Genomic DNA, 284 nt, shown 5'->3' on the forward strand with positions numbered 1-284 from the left:
CTTCTTCTTCGCACAGGCGCTGGATGAAGTGCAGGTCCGACTCATCGTATTGCACGCAGTAAATGCGCTCGGGATAAATCGAACCGGTCTTGAATTCGTAGGCGTTGCTTTGGATGCCGTGCTCTTCAAGGACCGCGCCGATGATTTTCGGCACCGTGAGGTTCTGGAAGATGCGTTGATTGACGCGGTGCGCCAGGTACGACAGTTGCGGGCGCAATGTCACCGAATAGCGGGTCAGGCGCTTGCCTGAATCACCTTGCGCGGCGCGGTAGATCTGGCCATGG

Annotated in this window: 1 protein-coding gene; it reads right to left on the reverse strand. The window is 57.4% G+C overall.

Features of this window, described 5'->3' with window-relative positions:
- A partial coding sequence (locus tag AACY19_RS27580; protein WP_339454662.1) for a contractile injection system protein, VgrG/Pvc8 family occupies positions 1 to 284 on the reverse strand: 284 nt, incomplete at both ends.

Source organism: Pseudomonas sp. EA_5y_Pfl2_R50, from assembly GCF_963970475.1.
GTDB lineage: Bacteria > Pseudomonadota > Gammaproteobacteria > Pseudomonadales > Pseudomonadaceae > Aquipseudomonas.